General features: G+C 72.9%; 17 protein-coding genes. 7 read left to right on the forward strand and 10 right to left on the reverse strand.

Annotated features, from left to right (window positions below; genetic code table 11):
• Window positions 1-43 precede the first annotated feature (43 nt).
• The 3 genes from ACH4S9_RS19225 to ACH4S9_RS19235 all read left to right on the forward strand — a co-directional run bounded on the left by ACH4S9_RS19225 (window position 44) and on the right by ACH4S9_RS19235 (window position 3283).
• Window positions 44-271, forward strand: coding sequence for an antitoxin (locus tag ACH4S9_RS19225; RefSeq protein WP_311729487.1), 228 nt, complete (start codon window positions 44-46; stop codon window positions 269-271).
• Window positions 268-639, forward strand: coding sequence for a fic family toxin-antitoxin system, toxin component (locus ACH4S9_RS19230; protein WP_352132651.1), 372 nt, complete (start codon window positions 268-270; stop codon window positions 637-639). The genes ACH4S9_RS19225 and ACH4S9_RS19230 overlap by 4 nt, the downstream gene beginning before the upstream one ends.
• Before the next feature lie 79 nt (window positions 640-718).
• A complete protein-coding gene (locus ACH4S9_RS19235; protein WP_398373190.1) occupies window positions 719-3283 on the forward strand; it encodes a glycoside hydrolase family 3 N-terminal domain-containing protein in 2565 nt (854 codons plus the stop codon).
• 88 nt (window positions 3284-3371) lie between these two features.
• Here ACH4S9_RS19235 and bioD read toward each other — a convergent pair whose 3' ends face one another.
• From bioD to bioB, 3 genes are all read right to left on the reverse strand, one after another.
• Window positions 3372-4085 carry a dethiobiotin synthase gene (bioD, locus tag ACH4S9_RS19240; protein ID WP_398373192.1) on the reverse strand — a complete coding sequence of 238 codons (714 nt, stop codon included), beginning with the start codon at window positions 4083-4085 and terminating at the stop codon, window positions 3372-3374.
• 65 nt (window positions 4086-4150) lie between these two features.
• Window positions 4151-5464, reverse strand: a complete 1314-nt coding sequence (locus ACH4S9_RS19245) for an adenosylmethionine--8-amino-7-oxononanoate transaminase (RefSeq protein WP_398373194.1) — start codon at window positions 5462-5464, stop codon at window positions 4151-4153.
• Window positions 5457-6686 (reverse strand): biotin synthase BioB, encoded by a 1230-nt coding sequence (gene bioB / locus ACH4S9_RS19250; RefSeq protein ID WP_398373196.1) that lies wholly within the window; start codon window positions 6684-6686, stop codon window positions 5457-5459. Before bioB ends, ACH4S9_RS19245 begins: the two co-directional genes overlap by 8 nt.
• Before the next feature lie 171 nt (window positions 6687-6857).
• Between bioB and ACH4S9_RS19255 the strand changes: the two genes are divergently transcribed.
• Window positions 6858-8030, forward strand: coding sequence for an 8-amino-7-oxononanoate synthase (locus ACH4S9_RS19255; protein WP_398373198.1), 1173 nt, complete (start codon window positions 6858-6860; stop codon window positions 8028-8030).
• Between the two features lie 5 nt (window positions 8031-8035).
• Here the strand turns inward: ACH4S9_RS19255 and ACH4S9_RS19260 are convergent, their stop codons facing one another.
• Both ACH4S9_RS19260 and ACH4S9_RS19265 read right to left on the reverse strand, forming a co-directional pair.
• Window positions 8036-8293 (reverse strand): DUF397 domain-containing protein, encoded by a 258-nt coding sequence (locus ACH4S9_RS19260; RefSeq protein ID WP_352132645.1) that lies wholly within the window; start codon window positions 8291-8293, stop codon window positions 8036-8038.
• A gap of 9 nt (window positions 8294-8302) precedes the next feature.
• Window positions 8303-9172: a helix-turn-helix transcriptional regulator gene (locus ACH4S9_RS19265; protein WP_361189141.1), complete on the reverse strand. Its 870-nt coding sequence runs from the start codon at window positions 9170-9172 to the stop codon at window positions 8303-8305.
• Window positions 9173-9421: 249 nt separating this feature from the next.
• On the opposite strand from ACH4S9_RS19265, the gene ACH4S9_RS19270 reads away from it, so the two are divergent.
• On the forward strand, window positions 9422-9850 hold the full coding sequence (locus tag ACH4S9_RS19270; RefSeq protein WP_311729478.1) for an ATP-binding protein: 429 nt from the start codon (window positions 9422-9424) through the stop codon (window positions 9848-9850).
• Window positions 9851-9856: 6 nt separating this feature from the next.
• Here ACH4S9_RS19270 and ACH4S9_RS19275 read toward each other — a convergent pair whose 3' ends face one another.
• From ACH4S9_RS19275 to ACH4S9_RS19295, 5 genes are all read right to left on the reverse strand, one after another.
• Window positions 9857-11062 carry a hypothetical protein gene (locus ACH4S9_RS19275; protein WP_311729477.1) on the reverse strand — a complete coding sequence of 402 codons (1206 nt, stop codon included), beginning with the start codon at window positions 11060-11062 and terminating at the stop codon, window positions 9857-9859.
• Window positions 11063-11147: 85 nt separating this feature from the next.
• Window positions 11148-11546: a VOC family protein gene (locus ACH4S9_RS19280; protein ID WP_311729476.1), complete on the reverse strand. Its 399-nt coding sequence runs from the start codon at window positions 11544-11546 to the stop codon at window positions 11148-11150.
• Window positions 11547-11623: 77 nt separating this feature from the next.
• Complete coding sequence (locus ACH4S9_RS19285) at window positions 11624-12097, reverse strand: C40 family peptidase (RefSeq protein WP_311729475.1); 474 nt, start codon at window positions 12095-12097, stop codon at window positions 11624-11626.
• Between the two features lie 158 nt (window positions 12098-12255).
• Window positions 12256-12564 (reverse strand): hypothetical protein, encoded by a 309-nt coding sequence (locus tag ACH4S9_RS19290; protein ID WP_311729474.1) that lies wholly within the window; start codon window positions 12562-12564, stop codon window positions 12256-12258.
• Window positions 12565-12570: 6 nt separating this feature from the next.
• The gene (locus tag ACH4S9_RS19295; protein ID WP_311729473.1) at window positions 12571-13206 is read right to left on the reverse strand and encodes an ATP-dependent Clp protease proteolytic subunit; all 636 of its coding nucleotides are present in this window, start codon (window positions 13204-13206) and stop codon (window positions 12571-12573) included.
• Window positions 13207-13286: 80 nt separating this feature from the next.
• Between ACH4S9_RS19295 and ACH4S9_RS19300 the strand changes: the two genes are divergently transcribed.
• Both ACH4S9_RS19300 and ACH4S9_RS19305 read left to right on the forward strand, forming a co-directional pair.
• The gene (locus ACH4S9_RS19300; RefSeq protein ID WP_311729472.1) at window positions 13287-13586 is read left to right on the forward strand and encodes a type II toxin-antitoxin system Phd/YefM family antitoxin; all 300 of its coding nucleotides are present in this window, start codon (window positions 13287-13289) and stop codon (window positions 13584-13586) included.
• Window positions 13587-13806: 220 nt separating this feature from the next.
• Complete coding sequence (locus tag ACH4S9_RS19305; protein WP_358846217.1) at window positions 13807-14109, forward strand: urease subunit gamma; 303 nt, start codon at window positions 13807-13809, stop codon at window positions 14107-14109.
• Window positions 14110-14122 lie beyond the last annotated feature (13 nt).

Here is a 14122-nt window from a genome sequence, read left to right on the forward strand (position 1 = left end):
ACCCGGCTTGCCGATGCTAGCGGATTGACGCTAGCGTGAGGCCGTGGCGAAGACACAGCTGAACGTCCGGGTCGATGAGGCCACCGCGGAGGTGGCGCGGGAGCGCGCGCTCCAGCGGGGCATGAGCATGAACCGCTACATCGAAGAGCTGGTCCGCAAGGACGCCGGAGAGGTCGGCCATACCTTCGTGGAGGCGGCCGCCGACTTCATGAAGCAGTATCAAACCGTGTTCGACGAGGAGTTCGGCAAGGAGGCCGGGGCGCGGTCTTGACTGTGCGGATCGACCTCGCCTGGCTGCTGATGGTCGCCGAGCGCAGCACCCCCGGGGACCCGCAGGTCACCGACTACGGCGCGCTGGTCGCCGCCGTCAGCAGGCATGAAGCCGAGATATTCGGCACCCCCATCTACCCCGACCCGCAGACCAGGGCCGCCTCGCTGCTCCAGCTGCTCCTGCTGGTGCCCGCCCTGGAGCGGTCCAACGCGCTGTTCGCCACCGCCGTCGCGTACGCCTATCTCGTCGCCAGCGGGCTGAAGATCGCCACCACCCCCGAGCGCGTCCGCGACCTGGCCCGCCTCGTCAAGGACGGCACCGCAGACGTCCACGCCATCGCCGCCGAGCTGCGCACCTGGAGCGCCTGAGCGGCGTGCCGCCGCGATCGGGGCGGCGCGTCGGCCCAGGATCTGTGCATCCAGCCGAAGGAGCGCCGAAGGAGCCGCGATGCCAGGCCAGCGAGGACAGCGGAGACAGACAAGAGAGCACGGAAGGCTCGGACCCACCGCGGCGTCGCTTATCGCCGGGGCCGTCGTCGTCGCCTTACTGCCCCTCACGGGAGGCGCCGCGGCCGCGGGCCACGCGACGGCCGACGGCTCGCTCAAGGCGCGGGTGGTCACGGACGCGGCCGTCTACCCGGTCGAGGAGGGCGCGACCGCCCGGGTCAGGATCTCCGTGGCCACCACCGGCTCCGCGCCGCTCGGCGAACCCGTGACCGTCGACTACGCCACCGACGCGGACGGCCCGGGCGCCACCGCCACCCCCGGCGAGGACTACCGCCCGGCCAAGGGCAGCGTGACCTTCCCGGCCGGCACCGCCTCCGGCGCCTCCCGCACCGTCGAGGTCGTCACCGCGCGGGGCGGCGGCGCCGAACCCGCCGAGACCGTTCCGCTGCGGCTCACCGTGTCCGGCGCCAAGGCCCCCGCCGAGCCGCCCCGGGTCGTGATCGACGCCCATGGGCTGCCGTATCTCGACCCGAAGCTGCCCGTGCGGCAGCGCGTCAAGGACCTGCTCTCCCGGATGTCGCCGGCGGAGAAGGCCGGACAGATGACCCAGGCCGAGCGCGGCGCGCTCACCTCACCGGGCGACATCGCCGCCTACGGCCTCGGCTCCCTGCTGTCCGGCGGCGGCTCGGTGCCCACCCCCGACACGCCCGAGGCCTGGGCGCGGATGGTGGACGCCTTCCAACTGCGCGCCCAGGCCACCCGCTTCCAGATCCCGCTGGTGTACGGCGTGGACGCGGTGCACGGCCACAACAATCTCGTCGGGGCGACGATCATGCCGCACAACATCGGCCTCGGCGCCGCCCGCGACCCCCGGCTGGCCGAGAGGACGGGCGCGGTGACCGCCTCCGAGGTGCGCGCCACCGGCGTCCCCTGGGACTTCGCGCCCTGCCTGTGCGTGTCCCGCGACGAGCGGTGGGGACGGGCGTACGAGTCCTTCGGCGAGGACCCGGCGCTGGTCATCGCCATGGAGCCGGTCATCAGGGGCCTTCAGGGCGCGCCGAGCGGCAAGGACCTCGACCGCCGCGACAAGGTGCTGACCACCGCCAAGCACTTCGTGGGGGACGGCGGTACGGAGTTCGGCTCCTCGACGACCGACGGCTACACCATCGACCAGGGCGTCACCAAGGTCACCCGCGAGGAGCTGGAGAAGATCCACCTCGCGCCGTACCGGGAGGCCGTGCGCCGCGGGGTGGGCACGGTCATGCCCTCGTACTCCTCGCTCGACATCCTCGGCGACGGGCGGCCGCCGCTCAAGATGCACGCCGACGGGGCGATGATCAACGGCGTGCTGAAGGGCCGGATGGGCTTCGACGGCTTCGTCGTCAGCGACTGGAAGGCCATCGACCAGATCCCCGGCGACTACCCGAGCGACGTCCGCACCGCGGTGAACGCCGGGGTGGACATGGTCATGGTGCCCACGGCGTACGCGGACTTCCACTCCACCCTCGTCGACGAGGTCGAGGCCGGCCGGATCAGCCGGGCCAGGATCGACGACGCGGTCTCCCGCATCCTGACGGCCAAGTTCCGGCTCGGCCTCTTCGAGAAGCCGTATGCCGACACCTCGAACCTCGACCGGATCGGCTCGGCCGGCCATCGCGCCGTCGCCCGCGAGGCGGCCGCGAAGTCGCAGGTGCTGCTGAAGAACGGCGGCGGGGTGCTGCCCCTGACCCCCTCCCAGAAGGTCTACGTCGCCGGGTCCAATGCCGACGACCTCGGCAACCAGACCGGCGGCTGGACCATCACCTGGCAGGGCTCCTCCGGCCGGCACACCGAGGGCACCACGATCCTGGAGGGCATGCGGAAGGCGGCCGCCGACTCCGCTGTCACCTACTCCAGGGACGCCTCCGCCCCGACGGACGGACACGACGTCGGTGTCGTGGTCGTCGGCGAGACCCCGTACGCCGAGGGGGTGGGGGACGTCGGCAACGGCCATGACCTGCGGCTGTCCGAGGCCGACCGGGCCGCGGTGGACCGGGTGTGCGGCGCCATGAAGTGCGCGGTGCTGATCGTCTCCGGCCGCCCGCAGCTCATCGGCGACCGCCTCGGCGACATCGACGCCCTCGTCGCCTCCTGGCTGCCCGGCACGGAGGGCGACGGGGTCGCGGACGTCCTCTACGGCAAGCGGCCCTTCACCGGGCAGCTGCCGGTGACCTGGCCCAAGTCCGAGGCCCAGCTGCCGATCAACGTGGGCGACGCGGCGTACGACCCGCAGTACCCGTACGGCTGGGGGCTGACGACGGCCCGTGCGCCCGGTGCGCACGGCGGCGCGAAGCGCCTCGGGGAGCTGACCGCCGAGGCGAGGGCCCTGCGGAAGACCGGGCGCGCGGACTCCGCGGAGAGCCGGGCCCTGGCGACGGCCGCGCGGCTCCTGGTCCAGGACCGGGTCGGCCAGAAGATCACCCCGGCGGTGGCGAAGCCCTTCGCCGAGGCGGACCATCTGCTGCTCGGCGGGGATGTGACCGGAGCGCTGCGGAAGCTGAGGGCGGCGTATCGCGCCGCGGGATGAGGCCGCGGGATGAGGCCGCGGGGGTGGGTCGGCGGGGCACACGCGACGATCGCGTGCGCCCCGCCGCCCGGTGAGACCGTCGGCCCGGTCAGCCGTGCGCCGCGGCGAACCGCTCCGCGCTCCAGGTCCCGTCGAGCTCGGGGGCCAGCCAGCCGGGGGCCGCGGCGCGGAAGCCGGCGGGTGGGAGGGCCGCCGCGCCCTGCGGCAGGGCGCCCAGCAGCGGGGCGCCGGCCTCCCCGGGCAGTTCCGCGACGTTGCAGCGGTCCGCGAGGCCCGGGGCCGTGGGCCAGCTGCCGATGACGAAGCCGGGGCAGTGCAGGCCCCGGGCGCGCAGCGCCTCCGCCGTCAGGGCGGTCGTGTTGAGCGTGCCCAGGCCCGCCTGGACGACGACCAGCACGGGCGCGTCCAGCAGCCGCGCCGCGTCCGCGAGCGTCGTGCCCTCCTCGTCGAAGCGCACCAGCAGCCCGCCCGCGCCCTCCACGAGCACCAGGTCGTGCTCGGCGGCCAGCTTGCCCGCCGCCTCGGCCACGTCGGCGGGCCGCACGGCGGGACGGCCGGCCCGGCGGGCGGCGGTGGCCGGGGCCAACGGGTCCGGGTAGCGGGCGAGTTCCGCCTGCGTGACCGCCCCCGCCAGCCGCGCCACCTCCGCCGCGTCCCCCGGCTCGTCCGCCCGGACCCCGGTCTGCGCGGGCTTGAGCACCGCGACGGACCGGCCGCCGGCCAGCGCGGCGGCGGCGATGGCCGCGGTGGTGACGGTCTTGCCGATTTCCGTGCCGGTGCCGGTGATGACGAGTACGGGCATGGGGTGGCGCCTTTCGGTCTCTCGTGTGGGTGCGGGGTGTCGCGGCGGACGCCTGCCCGGTCGGGTCAGGCCGCTCGGGCCGCCGCGTGGACGGCCGCGCAGATGCGGGTCACGTCGTCGTCGCCCGTGATGTACGGCGGCATGGTGTACAGCAGGTCGCGGAACGGCCGCAGCCAGACGCCCTCCCGTACCGCCGCGCGGGTGGCCGCCGCCATGCCCCCTTCGTCGAGGGCGTGGTCGAGCTGGACGACACCGATGGCGCCCAGGACCCGGACGTCCCGTACGCCGGGCAGCTCGGCCGTGGCGGCCAGGCCGTCCCGCAGGCCCGCCTCGATGCGCTTGACCTCCTGCCGCCAGTCGTGGCCGAGCAGCAGGTCGATCGAGGCGAGGGCGACGGCGGCGGCCAGGGGGTTGCCCATGAACGTCGGGCCGTGGGCGAGCACCGGGAGCTCGCCGCGCGAGATGCCGTCCGCCACGCGCGGGGTGCACAGCGCCGCGGCGAGCGTCAGATAACCGCCGGTGAGCGCCTTGCCCAGGCACATCACATCGGGGCTGACGCCCGCGTGTCCGGCCGCGAAGAGCTCGCCCGTGCGGCCGAAGCCGGTGGCGATCTCGTCGAAGACCAGCAGCACGTCGTGCTCGTCGCAGGCCTCGCGCAACACCCGCAGCAGGCCGGGGGAGTGGAAGCGCATCCCGCCCGCGCCCTGCACCACCGGCTCGACGATCACCGCGGCCAGTTCGTCCGCGTGGCGGGCGATCAGGTCGCGCAGATGCGCCTCGTACGCGGGGTCCGGCGGGGCGTCGAAGCCGGGCGGGGGCGCGTCGGCGAAGAGGTGACGGGGCAGCAGGCCCGACCACAGGTGGTGCATTCCGCCGTCCGGGTCGCAGACCGCCATCGGCTGCCAGGTGTCGCCGTGGTAGCCGCCGCGCCAGGTGAGCAGCCGTCGCTTGGCGGGGCGGCCCAGCGAGCGCCAGTACTGGAGGCACATCTTGACCGCGACCTCGACCGAGACGGAGCCGGAGTCGGCGAGGAAGACGTGTTCGAGCGGCTCGGGCGTGAGCTCCACGAGGCGGGCGGCCAGCCGCACGGCGGGCTCGTGGGTGAGTCCGCCGAACATCACATGGCTCATCCGGTCCATCTGGCCGCGGGCCGCGTCGTTGAGCACCGGGTGGTTGTAGCCGTGGACGGCGGACCACCACGACGACATCCCGTCGATCAACTCCCGGTGGCCCTCGGCCGGTTCGGCCAGGCGCAGCCGGACCCCGGAGGCGGACTCGACGATCAGCGGGTCCTGGCGGCCGGGCATCGGCCCGTACGGATGCCAGACGTGCCGCCGGTCCAGGGCCAGCAGCTCGGCGGGCGTCAGCGGCTCAGGCATTGGGCGGCAGGTCCGTGCCCGCGCCACGGCGGCGTACGGCGACCAGGTCGGTGCGGGCGCCGGCGGCCTGCGCGGGCTCGACTGCGCCGACCCCGGCTTCGGCGGCCGGTGCCTCCGCGGGCGCGGCGTCGCCGCACGGCCCGCAGCCTCCGCCCGTCGCCTCCCCCTCGGAACGGCTGTGCGAACCGCAGCCCGCCCGGGCCGCCGCGAGCGCGTCGGCCCGGTGCGCGGGCAGCGTCGTCGTGTCGCTGCCCTCCACCTCGAAGCCGGCGTCGGCGATCATCGCGAGGTCGTCCGCGCCCGCCTGGCCCTCGGTGGTCAGATAGTCGCCCAGGAAGATCGAGTTGGCCAGGTGCAGGGCGAGCGGCTGGAGCGAGCGCAGATGGATCTCGCGGCCGCCGGCGAGCCGTACCTCGACGTCCGGGCAGACGAACCGCACCATCGCCAGGATGCGCAGACAGCGCTGCGGGGTGAGCGTCCACTCCTGCGCGAGCGGGGTGCCTTCGATGGGGATGAGGAAGTTGACCGGCACCGAGTCCGGGTCCATCTCGCGGAGCGCGAAGACCACGTCGACCAGGTCCTCGTCCGTCTCGCCCATGCCCGCGATCAGCCCGGAGCAGGCGGACATGCCCGCCGCCTGGGCCTGCTGCACGGTCGACACCCGGTCGGCGTAGGTGTGGGTGGTGGTGATGTCCCCGTACGTGGCTTCCGAGGTGTTGAGGTTGTGGTTGTACGCGTCGGCGCCCGCCTCCCGCAGCCGCGTCGCCTGCCCGTCCGAGAGCAGGCCGAGACAGGCGCACACCTCGACGCCCTCGTTCTCCTCCTTGATCGCCTCGATGGTGCGGGAGACCCGCTCCACATCCCGGTCCGTCGGCCCGCGCCCGCTGGCGACCAGGCAGACCCGCTTGGCGCCGCCGGCGACCCCCGCGCCCGCCGCGGCCGCGGCCTCCTCGGGCTTCAGCCAGGTGTACTTGAGGATGCCGGCGCGCGAGCCGAGCCGCTGTGAGCAGTACGAGCAGTCCTCGGGGCACAGGCCGGACTTGAGGTTGACCAGATAGTTGAGCTTCACCCGCCGCCCGAACCAGGCGCGGCGCACCCTGCCCGCCGCGGCCACCACGTCGAGCACATCGTCGTCGGCGGTCGCCAGCACGGCGAGGGCCTCTTCTCGGGTCGGCAGCTCGCGCCGCAGCCCCTTGTCCACCAGCGTCTTCAGCAGCTCCATGGCGCCGATCCTGCCCTGCCCCAGGGCCCGGGGCAAAGGAGAGACTCCACAACACCATCCGTTCCAGGTGTGTGTATTGCCACACCCTGACCATGCATGGACGCCGCTACGTTCTATCGGGACCCGACAGTTGGCGCCCGACAGGTGCCCGGCGGAAGGCAGGGACGGCGTATGCCCCAGGACCGTCACGACGACCCGTTCGAGTGGATCGACGAACAGAGCGAACGGCGGCGCCGTGCCGGACTCGTCCGCACGCTCACCCCCCGTCCCGCCGACTCCCCGCTGCTCGATCTGGCGGGCAATGACTACCTGGGTCTGGCCAGGCATCCGGAGGTCACGGCCGCGGCCGGTGCGGCGGCGGCACGCTGGGGGGCGGGCTCGACCGGGTCCCGGCTGGTCACCGGCCATACGGAGCTGCACGCCGCGCTGGAGGCGGAACTCGCCGCCTTCTGCGGCTTCGAGGCGGCCCTGGTGTTCTCCTCCGGCTACGCGGCGAACCTCGCCGCCGTCGCCGCGCTGAGCGGTCGCGACGCCCTGGTCCTGTCCGACGCGGGCAACCACGCCTCGCTCATCGACGGCTGCCGGCTGTCCAGGGCCGAGGTCGCCGTCGTGCCGCACGCGGACCCCGAGGCGGTGCGCAAGGCCCTGGAAACCGCCTCCCGGACGGAAACCACCTCTCGCCGCGCGCTCGTGGTCACCGACTCCGTCTTCTCCGTCGACGGCGACGCCGCGCCCCTGCCCGGCCTCGCCGCCGCCTGCCGCGCACACGGCGCGGCCCTGGTCGTCGACGACGCGCACGGCTTCGGGGTGCTGGGCGACGGCGGGCGCGGCGCGCCGTACGCCGCCGGGCTCGCGGGGGCGCCCGACGTGGTCGTCACGGTCACGCTGTCCAAGGCGCTGGGCAGCCAGGGCGGGGCCGTCCTGGGACCGGCGCGGGTGATCGAACACCTGGTCAACGCGGCCCGTACCTTCATCTTCGACACCGGCCTCAACCCGGCCGCCGTGGGCGCCGCCCAGGCGAGCCTGCGCCTGCTGCGCCGCGAGCCGGAGCGCGCCGAGCGCGCCCGCGCGGTGGCCACCGCGCTGTACGAACGGCTCACCGCCGCCGGGCTGAGCGCGGTGCGGCCGGACGCGTCGGTGGTGTCGGTGCGGGCCCCCTCGCCCGAGCGGGCGGTTCGGTGGGCCGCGGACTGCCGGGCGGCCGGGCTGGCCGTCGGCTGCTTCCGCCCGCCGTCCGTCCCGGACGGCATCTCCCGGCTGCGGCTGACGGCCCGGGCGGATCTGACCGATCAGCAAATCGAGGAGGCGGCCGACGCGGTCGTGAGGACCGCGCCGACCGCTTAGACGGCTCAGCTACGCCCGTCGGCGCGGGTCCCGTCGGTGTCGAGCGCGCCGCCCCGTAGCGCGTCGACGAACGTGACCCACGTTTCCGGGGTGAACAGCAACGCGGGACCGGCCGTGTTCTTGGAGTCCCGCACGGCCAGCAGGCCGGGCGGGAGTGCGGCCGACTCGACGCAGTTGTTCATTCCGGTGCTGTAGCTGCTGCGCCGCCATTGCGCATCGCGCAGTGCCGAATCGCAGGGTAGGGACCAGGACATTCCAGACATGGTGCCCCCTCAGGCGCCGCCCCCGATTTTTGTGATGAAGGTCAACGATTCCTTGACTGACAGGGCGTTGGTGCGCAGCGTGTCGAACGCGGCGCTGTACGCCCGGAGGTCTTCTTTCCGCTCCAGGTAGAGGCTACTCGTCAAGTGGTCGAGAACAACAACATCGAGATCACTAATGTGCGAAAACGAAAAAATAATGAAAGGACCCGTGATGCCAATGGGCATTCCGGCCGAGAATGGCAGTACCTGGAGCCGTACTTGAGGGAGCGCCGCCACCTCTGCCAGATGCCTCAGCTGAGCCGCCATCACCCCGGGCCCGCCGACCTCCCGCCGCAGCACCGCCTCGTCGAGCACCGCGTGCAGCCGCAGCGGACGCGCCCCGCGCAGCACCGACTGCCGCGCGATCCGCACCTCCACCAAGGTGTCCACCTCCGGCCGCGGCAGATCCGGCAGCGCCGCCCGGGTCACCGCCCGCGCGTAGTCCGGGGTCTGGAGCAGCCCCGGCACCACCGTGGTCTCCAGCGTGTACGCGGCCGAGGCCTCCGACTCCAGGCTGATGAAGTCCCGGTAGGCGGGCGGCAGCAGATCGCGGTACGCGTACCACCAGCCGCGCCGCGAACCCTCGGGATCCGAGGCGCCCCCGCCGCACAGCGCCTCCAGCAGCGCCCGCAACTCCGGGTCGGCGACCCCGTAGACATCCAGCAGCCGCGTCACATCGGACGGTCTCGCGCCGCTGCGCCCGGTTTCCAGCCGACTCACCTTCGACTGGTGCCAGCCCACCCGGCGCGCGGCCTCACCGCTGGTGAGTCCGGCGAGATCGCGGAGGCGGCGGAGTTCCGCACCGAGCTTGCGGCGGCGCACCGCAGGGCCATACCGCATGATGTCCCCTTTCGGCTATCTGTGAATTCCCGGTCGCCAGTGTGCCGCTCAAATCCGGTCTTCCGTAGCAGAGTTCACCGTTTCGAGCGACAGATATATGCATAACTCGGCGGATCGCCCCCGTCGCGGGCCCTATCGATGGCACTCTGACGCTAGAGCCGCCGGGGCTGCCCAACGACTTCACTGGCTTGGCAATACCACTCGCACGCGCCCGCAGCCGCGACCCCGGCGGGAAGGGACAGGGTCGCCATGGCTGACCACCAGGAAGCATCCGTCACTCTGCCGAGCGCGCCGGTCTCGGTGACCGCGGCGCGAAGATATGTGACGAGCGTGCTGACCGAATGGGGTCTGCCGACGGACGCGGAGACCGTCGGCATCGTACGGCTCGTCGTCTCCGAACTCGCCACCAACGCGGTGCAGCACACGATGGGCCAGTCACCCACCTTCACCGTGGACGTGCGGCTCGAGCGTGAGGAGCGGCTGCGGATCGGCGTCACCGACAGCCACCCCCGATGGCCCAAACGGCTCCCGGCCGCCCCCCACCAGGACAGCGGCCGGGGTCTGCTGATCATCCGTTCACTGGCCGCGGAGTGGGGCGGCGAGGTGTCCGTCATTCCGACACCCGAGGGCGGGAAGACCGTCTGGATCGCGCTGCCCTGGAGCGTTCCCGTGGGCTGAGCGGGCTCACAGGACGCGCTCGACTCCCCCCGTGGTGCCGCGCGCCTCGGCCAGCTCCCGGATGCGCCCGAACACCGGCCCGGCCGCCGGGCTGATCAGATGGTGCGGCATATCGCCGCGCTCGATCACGCCGTACTTGCCGGCGCCCATGAGATACGAGGAGTAGAGGATCAGCCCGTCGGGCCGCCGCATATCGACGGCCAGCGCCGAGAAGCCCGGGAACTCGTCCGTCTGATACACCCGAAGCCCCTCGGCCTCGGCGCCGTAGCGTTCCTTGAACCGGCCGAACCGCTCCAGTGAGTCCTTGATCTTCCGCGTCATGTCCTCCTGGTACTGGTGCGACAGCGTGGCCGCGGCGTCCGAGGACGGATCCAGCAGATAGCAGCTGTAGACGCCGCCCCGGCGCAGCAGACCGAGCACCGCGTCGCGATAGCGGGCCGGGCGCTCCGTGGTCACCAGCCGGCCGGACGAGGTGCGCAGCGCCGTGCCCATGTCGAGGACCTCCTCGGACGCCGCGTCCAGCAGCCGCGCCTTCTCCTCGGAGCTGGGCCGTTCGGGATACGCGTGGACCGTGGTGCCCCCGTCGAGACCGCGGCTCCCCAGCCAGGCCTTGGCCGCTCGCTCAGGCCCGCCGTCCCCGGCCATCAGATACACCCGCTTGCCCTCGTGGCTCCCCACGAGCGCGAACCGCTCCGCGTGCGGGCCCGCGGTGCGGTACACGTCCTCCGAGATCGCCAGGCAGTCCCGGGGGGTCGCCTTCTCCAGATGGGCGGCCAGATTGATGTCGGGGGAGTGGATCGCACCCGTCCGCCCCTCGCCGGTGTGCTGGATCGTGCCCTTGTGCACGGCCATCCGCAGATGCAGCTCGCCGCCCACGCCCGCCCGCGCGAACTCGTCCCGCAGATGGAGCAGGTCCAGGGTGAGAAACGTCCTGGCCGCCTCCAGTGCGACATCGCGGGCCACGCTCTCGCTGTCGTCGTGGACGGCGAAGAAGCCGCCGTCGCCCCGCCAGCTCCACACCCCGCTGCGGGCGCAGCGGCGCTCCGCGGCCAGCTGCTCGATCCGGCTGCGCATCCGCTCGCGCAGCAGATCGAAGGCGTGGGCGGCGCGGTCTCTCGGATTCGACAGAACGATCGTCGAATACCCCGCGGTGTCGACGAACACCAGATACACATGGTCGTAGGTCCGGTCCGCCTCGAACTGCTCGGTCACCACAAGCCCCCTCCTGCTGCCGACACCGGGCCACGCTACGCGCGTTGGCGCAGGCGTCGAAGACCCCCGTCGCAGAAGACCCGCGTCACATCGGCTCCACCAGGCCGCGCTCGACGGCGCTGCGCTCCACGCAGAACTCATTGCCCTCGGGGTCCGCCATCACCACCCAGCCCAGCCCGTCGTCCGTGCGCCGGTCGTCGACGACCCGCGCGCCCAGCGGGAGCAGCCGCTCCACCTCGGCGTCCCGCGTGCCCGAGGGCGGCTGGATGTCGAGGTGGACGCGGTTCTTGACGGCCTTGGCGTCCGGCACCCGCTGGAACAGCAGGCCCGGAGCCCCCGTCTGGCCCGACGAGATCAGCACCTCGTCGTCACCCGGCGCGGAGCCCTCCAGCGGGTACCCGGTGAGGGCGGACCAGAACTGTGCCAGGGCGTACGGGTCATGGGCGTCGAAGGTGATGTTCCGGACCGGGTTCAGATATGACATGTGATCCCTCGCGGCGATGGACGGGCCTTCCCGACCCCGCCAACGTACCGGCGCCCACCGACAGTCGGGCCCAGGCATCAGCGCACCTTGCCGTACCAGACCTTCTTGGTCCAGATGCGCTCCAGCCGCACCACGGTCCCCGGCTTGGGCGCGTGCCAGATCCGGCCGCGCCCCGCGTACAGGCCCACGTGGTAGACGCTGCTCCCGGAGTGGAAGAACACCAGGTCGCCGCCGTGGCGGGAGGCGGCCTTGATATGGCGGGTGCGGTTGTACTGCGCGGACGCCGTGCGCGGCAGCCGCTTCCCGGCCCGCTTGTAGGCGTACTGGGTCAGGCCCGAGCAGTCGAAGCGGCTGGGGCCCGCCGCCCCGTATCTGTACGGGGCGCCCTTCTTCGAGGCGGCGATCTGTAGCGCCCGCGCGGCGGCGGACGCCGCGTCGGCCTGCTGTGGAAGCCCTGGCGCCGCTACGGGGCCGCCGACCGCGGCGACGGTCATGGCCGAGACGGCGCCGGCCCTGGACACCACTGCGGGAACTCGCATGTGCGCATTCATCGCGCACCCCCTTCCGTCCGCCGGGGCCCGCCCGGACCGGGCCGGCCAGGCGCCCGGCACGGCGGGTCCTGTCGTCCTAGGGATGGTGCCGCAGCCGTGACCGGCATGCCGAGCCGGCCGGGCGCGGATTACGCCGTCCGGGTGAACGGGGTCCGGCCTCAGGGCGCCGACGCCGGGGGAAGCGTGACGCGCTCGGTGCGACGCTCGCCGTCCAGGACGCGCAGGGCCCGCTCCAGCGTCGCGGCGTGCAGCCGGCTCTCCCCGCGCTCGTGCATCAGCGCCAGCGCGTCCCGGAGCGCCGTGGCCTTTCCGACCAGGGCCTGCGCGGCGCGCAGCCCCGCGTACGTGTCACTGCCGCGGGCCGGGTTGATGCGGCCCAGCAGGTCCACCACGTCCAGATAGCCGTCCACCAGCGCGCCCTCCGCGCGGGTGAGCGCGGGCAGCGGGGGGAGTTCGGGGGGCAGCACGGCCGCTCACCTCGCCCCGCGCGGCGCCGACGGGCGCTTGCGGCTCTGGGTGAGCCGGTCCACCAGCCCGTACGCCACCGCGCCCTCCGCGTCGAAGATCTTGTCGCGCTCGACATCGGCGCGGATGCGCTCCGCGCTCTGCCCGGTGTGCCGCACCAGCAGTTCCTCCAGCAGCTCGCGGGTGCGCAGCATCTCCTTGGCCTGGAGCTCCAGGTCGGACGTCGTGCCCTGGACGGGCTCGCTGAACGACGGCTGGTGGATGAGGACCCGCGCGCCGGGCAGCGCGAAGCGCTTGCCGGGGGCCCCGGCGGCGAGCAGCACGGCGGCCGCGGAGGCGGCCTGGCCCAGGCAGACCGTCTCCACGTCGCAGGTGACGAAGTGCATGGTGTCGTAGATCGCCGTCATGGCGGAGAACGAGCCGCCGGGCGAGTTGATGTAGAGCGAGATGTCCTGGTCGGGCCCGGCGTGCTCGAGGTGGATGAGCTGTGCGATCACGTCGTTGGCCGAGGTGTCGTCGACCGGCGTGCCGAGGAAGACGATGCGCTCGGACAGGAGCTTGGAGTACGGGTCCATGGTGCGGATCCCGGAGCTCGTGCGCTCGGTGAACTCGGGCAGGACATAGCGCGCCGTCGGGCGTTCCATCGCGTCACCCCTCAGTGTCAGTCGGTAGCCAGGAGCCTGTAAAAAATGTACAGGACGTACACCTCGTTATGATGGGGAGCATGGCCTACGAGATTCCGGTGACGCAAGCCCGAGCAGAGCTCGCGGAGCTCATCAACCGCGTTGTCTACGGCGGTGAGCGCGTGGTCGTGACCCGGCACGGAAAGCCGCTCGTGGCCCTGGTCTCGGCCGATGACCTGCGGCGACTCGAGGAGAGCGAGTCGGAGGCGGAGGATCAGGTGATCAGCACGGTCTCCGCGGTGCGCCCGGTGGCGTCCGCTCCCGGCGAACGGCGGCGGTTCGGCATCGCGGCGGAGCACCGCGGCCCGGACACCGGGGACCGGCGGCCCGGCCGCGCCTGACACAGCCGCCCACCCGCCACCCGCCACCCGCCGCACCCGTACCGCCCGGCCGCACCCGGCAGCACCCGTCGGAGTTAACGCCGTGGAAACGCCGCGGAACTAGCCTTCCGAAACCGGGTGCGAGCCGCCCTGGGCCGCAGGTGAACGGGCGATTTTCCCCTCGACGAGGGACAGAGGGTCCGAGGGACACGCCCGACGGGACGAGTGTGAGGTGGTAGGCGTGCAGTTGACCCCGCACGAACAGGAACGACTGCTCATCCATGTGGCCGCCGACGTGGCCGAGAAGCGGCGGGCCCGCGGAGTGGTCCTCAACCACCCGGAGGCCATCGCGCTGATCACCGCGCACATCCTGGAGGGCGCCCGCGACGGCCGTACGGTCGCCGAGCTGATGTCCTCCGGCCGCGAGGTGCTCACCCGCGAGGAGGTCATGGAGGGCGTCCCCGAGATGATCCACGACGTCCAGGTCGAGGCCACCTTCCCCGACGGCACCAAGCTCGTCACCGTCCACCAGCCGATCGCCTGACGGAGGACGCCTT

The sequence above is a fragment of the Streptomyces sp. NPDC021225 genome (assembly GCF_044332865.1).
Taxonomy (GTDB): Bacteria; Actinomycetota; Actinomycetes; order Streptomycetales; family Streptomycetaceae; genus Streptomyces.

What these genes read in the sequence shown, in the direction of transcription:
- ACH4S9_RS19235 (WP_398373190.1), top strand. Translation starts at nt 719, where the DNA reads ATGCCAGGCCAGCGAGGACAGCGGAGACAGACAAGAGAGCACGGAAGG.
- bioD (WP_398373192.1), bottom strand. Translation starts at nt 4,085, where the DNA reads ATGCCCGTACTCGTCATCACCGGCACCGGCACGGAAATCGGCAAGACC.
- ACH4S9_RS19245 (WP_398373194.1), bottom strand. Translation starts at nt 5,464, where the DNA reads ATGCCTGAGCCGCTGACGCCCGCCGAGCTGCTGGCCCTGGACCGGCGG.
- bioB (WP_398373196.1), bottom strand. Translation starts at nt 6,686, where the DNA reads ATGGAGCTGCTGAAGACGCTGGTGGACAAGGGGCTGCGGCGCGAGCTG.
- ACH4S9_RS19255 (WP_398373198.1), top strand. Translation starts at nt 6,858, where the DNA reads ATGCCCCAGGACCGTCACGACGACCCGTTCGAGTGGATCGACGAACAG.
- ACH4S9_RS19260 (WP_352132645.1), bottom strand. Translation starts at nt 8,293, where the DNA reads ATGTCTGGAATGTCCTGGTCCCTACCCTGCGATTCGGCACTGCGCGAT.
- ACH4S9_RS19265 (WP_361189141.1), bottom strand. Translation starts at nt 9,172, where the DNA reads ATGCGGTATGGCCCTGCGGTGCGCCGCCGCAAGCTCGGTGCGGAACTC.
- ACH4S9_RS19270 (WP_311729478.1), top strand. Translation starts at nt 9,422, where the DNA reads ATGGCTGACCACCAGGAAGCATCCGTCACTCTGCCGAGCGCGCCGGTC.
- ACH4S9_RS19280 (WP_311729476.1), bottom strand. Translation starts at nt 11,546, where the DNA reads ATGTCATATCTGAACCCGGTCCGGAACATCACCTTCGACGCCCATGAC.
- ACH4S9_RS19285 (WP_311729475.1), bottom strand. Translation starts at nt 12,097, where the DNA reads ATGAATGCGCACATGCGAGTTCCCGCAGTGGTGTCCAGGGCCGGCGCC.
- ACH4S9_RS19295 (WP_311729473.1), bottom strand. Translation starts at nt 13,206, where the DNA reads ATGGAACGCCCGACGGCGCGCTATGTCCTGCCCGAGTTCACCGAGCGC.
- ACH4S9_RS19300 (WP_311729472.1), top strand. Translation starts at nt 13,287, where the DNA reads ATGGCCTACGAGATTCCGGTGACGCAAGCCCGAGCAGAGCTCGCGGAG.